This is a genomic window from Pseudomonas sp. SDO55104_S430 (assembly GCF_054070595.1).
In genome coordinates this window covers 1-5604 of record NZ_JBSVXG010000302.1, presented here as the reverse complement: position 1 = coordinate 5604, position 5604 = coordinate 1, and the positions used below count along the sequence as shown (strand labels likewise).

2 protein-coding genes are annotated in these 5604 nt (G+C 62.3%); both read left to right on the top strand.

Annotation, left to right across the window (positions count from 1 at the left end; all coding sequences use genetic code 11):
• Nucleotides 1-124 precede the first annotated feature (124 nt).
• The gene (gene hrpA, locus ACW9JE_RS28110) at nucleotides 125-4036 is read left to right on the top strand and encodes an ATP-dependent RNA helicase HrpA (protein ID WP_457434616.1); all 3912 of its coding nucleotides are present in this window, start codon (nucleotides 125-127) and stop codon (nucleotides 4034-4036) included.
• Nucleotides 4037-4347: 311 nt separating this feature from the next.
• Nucleotides 4348-5469 carry a beta-ketoacyl-ACP synthase III gene (locus ACW9JE_RS28105; RefSeq protein WP_457434615.1) on the top strand — a complete coding sequence of 374 codons (1122 nt, stop codon included), beginning with the start codon at nucleotides 4348-4350 and terminating at the stop codon, nucleotides 5467-5469.
• Nucleotides 5470-5604 lie beyond the last annotated feature (135 nt).

Genomic DNA, 5604 nt, shown 5'->3' with positions numbered 1-5604 from the left:
AGCCGCCCCTTTCTTTTGGGGCCGCTTCGCAGCCCAACGGGGGCAAGCCCCCTCGCCACAGAGGTGCACAAATCTGCGACAATCGCTCCCCTTTGCGCCCCTACACGACCGAATTGCGTACCCGATGACCGAAGAATCGCCCTCCATCGACAAACTGCTGAAAAACCTCGATCACGCCATGCTCGCCGACCGTCACCGGCTGCGGCGGCAGTTGCTTGAGCTGCGCAAGAAACCCGACGAGGCCAAGCTGGCCCAGTGGGTGACGCGCCTGCAGGCGTCCTGCGATCAGGTGCTGGCGCGCAAGGCCAGCCTGCCGGTGATTCGTTACGACGACAGTCTGCCGATTGCCGCCAAGCGTGATGAAATCAAAAAGGCCCTGGAGAAGCATCAGGTGTTGATCATCGCCGGCGAAACCGGTTCGGGTAAAACCACCCAGCTGCCGAAAATCTGCCTGGAAATCGGTCGTGGCCAGCAAGGCCTGATCGGCCACACCCAGCCGCGGCGGATCGCGGCGCGCAGCGTCGCCAGCCGGGTTGCCGAGGAACTGGGCACGCCGTTGGGCGCGCTGGTCGGCTATCAGGTGCGCTTCGAGGATCAGAGCGATTCGAACACCCTGATCAAGCTGATGACCGACGGCATTCTGCTGGCGGAAACCCAGAACGACCGCTTCCTCGAGCGCTACGACACGATCATCGTCGACGAAGCCCACGAACGCAGCCTCAACATCGACTTCCTGCTCGGTTACCTGAAAACCCTGCTACCGCGCCGTCCAGACCTGAAGGTCATCATCACCTCGGCGACCATCGACCTGGAACGCTTCTCCAAGCACTTCGATGACGCGCCGATTGTCGAAGTCTCCGGCCGCACGTTCCCGGTGGAAACCTGGTATCGCCCGCTGACCCTGGAACAGGACGAAGAGGGCAACCGCGTCGAGGACGACCTGACCGTGGATCAGGCGATTCTCGCCACCCTCGACGAAATCGCCGCGTACGAACGCAGCGAGCGTCGCAGTCCGGGTGACGTGCTGGTGTTCCTGCCTGGCGAGCGGGAGATCCGCGACGCCGCCGACATGCTGCGCAAGGCCCAACTCAAGCACACCGAGATCCTGCCGTTGTACGCGCGACTGTCGCCGGCCGAGCAGCAGCGGATTTTCCAGTCGCATCCGGGGCGTCGCGTGGTGCTGGCGACCAACGTCGCGGAAACCTCGCTGACGGTGCCGGGCATTCGCTACGTGATCGACAGCGGCACCGCCCGCATCAGTCGCTACAGCTATCGCGCCAAGGTCCAGCGCCTGCCCATCGAAGCGGTTTCCCAGGCCAGCGCCAACCAGCGTAAAGGCCGTTGTGGACGGGTCGAACCGGGCATTTGCGTGCGTCTGTGCAGCGAAGAAGACTTCCTCGCGCGCCCTGAATTCACCGATCCGGAAATCCTGCGTACCAACCTGGCCGCGGTGATCCTGCAGATGCTCCATCTGCGCCTCGGCGAAATCACTGCGTTCCCGTTCATCGAGCCGCCGGATGGCAAGGCCATCAGCGACGGTTTCAACCTGCTGCAAGAGCTTTCGGCGGTGGATCGCAACAGCCAGCTGACGCCGCTCGGTCGACAGCTTGCGCGCTTGCCGGTAGACCCGCGCATGGGCCGTATGCTGCTGGAAGCGGCCAAGCTCGGCAGCTTGCAGGAAGTGCTGATCGTCGCCAGTGCCATGTCGATTCAGGACCCGCGCGAGCGTCCGCCGGAGCGTCAGCAGGCGGCGGACCAGGCCCACGCACAATGGAAAGACGCCGACTCGGACTTCGCCGGGCTGGTCAATCTGTGGCGCGGCTTCGAGGAGCAGCGCCAGGCGCTGACCGCCAATCCGCTGCGCAACTGGTGCCGCAAGAATTTCCTCAATTACCTGCGTTTGCGCGAGTGGCGCGATTCCCACCGTCAGTTGAGCCTGATCTGCCGCGACCTGCAGTTGAGCCTCAATAAAGAACCCGCCGATTATCCGAAATTGCACAAGGCAGTGCTGGTGGGCTTGCTCAGCCAGATCGGCCAGAAAACCGAAGACGGCGACTATCTGGGCGCCCGTCAGCGGCGTTTCTGGATTCATCCGTCGTCGGGCATCGGCAAGAAGCGTCCGCAATGGCTGATGACCGCCGAACTGGTGGAAACCACCAAGCTCTACGCGCGGATGGTGGCCAAGATCGACGCCGACTGGATCGAGCCGCTGGCCGGGCACCTGATCAAGAAAAACCATTTTGAACCCCATTGGGAGAAGAAGCGCGGACAGGTCGTGGCCTATGAACAGATCACGCTGTTCGGGTTGATCGTGGTCGGTCGCCGCCCGGTGCATTTCGGCCCGGTAGACCCCGTGGTGTCCCGCGAGATGTTCATACGCGAAGGGCTGGTGCGTGGCGAAATCCAGTCCAAGGCCAAGTGCCTGACCGCCAATGCGCAGCTGCTGGAGCAGCTCGACGAACTGGAAGCCAAGGCGCGCCGGCGTGACATCCTCGCCGATGAAGAGACCCTGTACGCCTTCTATGATGCGCGGCTGCCAGCGGAGATCCACCAGACCGCGACCTTCGACAGCTGGTATCGGGTCAACAGCCAGAAGAACCCGCAACTGCTGATCATGCGCGAAGAGGACGTGCTGGCCCGCGAGGCCAGTGAAGTCACCGCCATGCAATACCCGGACACCCTGCACATCGGTGATCTGGAATTGGCCCTGAGCTACCACTTCGAGCCCAACCATCCGCGCGATGGCGTAACCCTGCGGGTGCCTGCGCCATTGCTGCCGATGCTGCCGCCGGAGCGCCTGGAATGGCTGGTGCCGGGGGTGATCGAGGCCAAGTGCATTGCCCTGGTGCGCAACCTGCCCAAGGCCTTGCGCAAGAATTTCGTGCCGGTGCCGGACTTCGTCAAGGCCGCCTTGCAGCGCATGATCTTCGCCGAGGGCTCGCTGCCTCAGGCGCTAGGCCGCGAACTGTTGCGCATGACCGGTGCGCGGGTCAGCGAGGAGGCCTGGGCGGAAGCGGCGCAGCAGGTGGAAAGCCATCTGCGCATGAACCTGGAAATCGTCGACGGTCAGGGCAAGTTCCTCGGCGAAGGTCGCGATCTGGCCGAGCTGACCGCGCGTTTCGCCGAAGCCAGCCAGGCCGCATTGGCGGTGCCACAGACCGCGAAAAGCCAGCAGCCGGTGGAGCCGAAGGTGTTTGCCGCGGTGGCGGAGAAAACCCAACAGAAGATCGCCGGGCTGTCGATGACGGTCTATCCGGCGCTGGTGGAAGAAGCGGGCACGGTCAAGGAAGGGCGTTTCTCGACGCCGGCCGAGGCCGAGTTCCAGCATCGCCGTGCCTTGCAGCGTTTGCTGCTGCAGCAACTGGCGGAGTCGGCGAAGTTCCTGCGCGGCAAGCTGCCGGGCCTGACCGAACTGGGCCTGCTGTACCGCGACATGGGCCGAGTGGATGCGCTGGTGGAAGACATTCTGCTGGCCAGCCTCGACAGCTGCATTCTCGATGGCGAAGACCCGTTGCCTCGGGATGGCGCGGGGCTGGCGTCGCTGGCCGAGCGCAAGCGCGGCGCCTGGACCGAACACGCCGAGCGTGTAGCGAAGCTGACCCTGGAAATCCTCAAGCTCTGGCACGGCCTGCAAAAGCGCTTCAAGGGCAAGATCGACCTGGCGCAAGCCGTGGCCTTGAACGATATCAAGCAGCAACTCAGCCACCTGGTGTATCCGGGGTTTGTCCGGGAAACGCCGATGCAATGGCTGAAGGAATTGCCGCGCTACCTCAAGGCCATCGAACAGCGGTTCGAAAAACTCGGCTCCCAAGTGCAGAAGGATCGGGTCTGGAGTGGCGAATTGGCCAATCTCTGGACTCAATACCAGGCCCGCGCCAGTAAACACGCTCAGGAAGGCAAGCGCGATCCGCAGCTGGAGCTGTATCGCTGGTGGCTGGAGGAGTACCGGGTGTCGCTGTTTGCCCAGCAGTTGGGGACCAAGGTGCCGATCTCCGACAAGCGCCTGAGCAAGCAGTGGAGCCAGGTAGAGCCCTGATCTGTGTGGGAGCGGGCTTGCTCGCGAATGGGGTGTGTCATTTTGCAAATATGTCGACTGACACGACGCCTTCGCGGGCAAGCCCGCTCCCACATTGGATGGCGTTGTCCTTGCAAAAAGGCGCCAAAACCTACCGTTTATGGCAAACTTCGCGACCATAAACGCCGCATTCGCGACCTGGAGCCTTCTGCTCAGGTCGGATGTCGGAATAAAGCGATGCCAGGTTTGCGTCCCTTCGGATGGGGATGACCCTTTATGTATTGGTACGTCGGTGCCAATGCTTTCTGCCTGAACAGATTAGAGACACGACCATGCATAACGTCGTCATCAGCGGCACCGGCCTGTACACCCCAGCCAACAGCATCTCCAACGAAGAGTTGGTGCAGTCTTTCAATACCTACGTAGCCCAATTCAATGCCGATAACGCGGACGCCATCGCTCGCGGTGAAGTCGAAGCGTTGACCGAGTCGAGTGCTGCGTTCATCGAAAAAGCCTCCGGCATCAAGAGCCGCTTTGTCATGGACAAGGACGGCATCCTCGACCCGCAACGCATGGCCCCGCGTTTGCCCGAGCGTTCCAACGACGAATGGTCGGTGCTGTGCCAGATGGTCATCGGCGCCGCCGAACAAGCCTTGCAGCGCGCCGGCAAGACCGCAGCGGACATCGACGGCGTGATCGTCGCCTGCTCCAACCTGCAACGCGCCTACCCGGCCATCGCCATCGAAGTCCAGGAAGCACTGGGCATCCAGGGTTTCGGCTTCGACATGAACGTGGCCTGTTCTTCGGCGACCTTCGGCATTCAGGCGGCCGCCAACAGCGTCCAGCTGGGCCAGGCCCGGGCGATCCTGATGGTCAACCCGGAAGTCTGCACCGGCCACCTGAACTTCCGTGACCGCGACAGCCATTTCATCTTCGGTGACGCGGCCACGGCGGTGATCATCGAGCGCGCCGACCAGGCGACCTCCAAGTACCAGTTCGATATCGTCAGCACCAAGCTGCTGACCAAGTTCTCCAACAACATCCGCAACAACTTCGGTTTCCTCAACCGCGCCGCGGAAGAGGGCATTGGTGCCAAGGACAAGCTGTTCGTCCAGGAAGGCCGCAAGGTGTTCAAGGAAGTCTGCCCGATGGTGGCCGAGCTGATCGGTCAGCACCTGGAAGAGAACCAGCTCAACGTCAGCGACGTGAAGCGCTTCTGGCTGCACCAGGCCAACCTCAGCATGAACCACCTGATCGTCAAGAAACTGCTGGGCCGCGACGCCACCGAACAGGAAGCCCCGGTCATCCTCGATACCTACGCCAACACCAGCTCCGCCGGTTCCGTGATCGCCTTCCACAAAAACCAGGACGACCTGCCCGCCGGTTCGTTGGCGGTACTCAGCTCGTTTGGTGCCGGTTATTCCATTGGCAGCGTGATTCTGCGCAAGCGCTGATTTTGTGGGAGCGAGCCTGCTCGCGATAGCGGTGTATCAGGCAACGTGATGTTGACTGACCTGACGCTTTCGCGGGCAAGCCACGCTCCCACAGGGTTTTGTGTTGTTCACAAATGCAGCGGCCGACCCAGGAAC

What these genes read in the sequence shown, in the direction of transcription:
- hrpA (WP_457434616.1), top strand. Translation starts at nt 125, where the DNA reads ATGACCGAAGAATCGCCCTCCATCGACAAACTGCTGAAAAACCTCGAT.
- ACW9JE_RS28105 (WP_457434615.1), top strand. Translation starts at nt 4,348, where the DNA reads ATGCATAACGTCGTCATCAGCGGCACCGGCCTGTACACCCCAGCCAAC.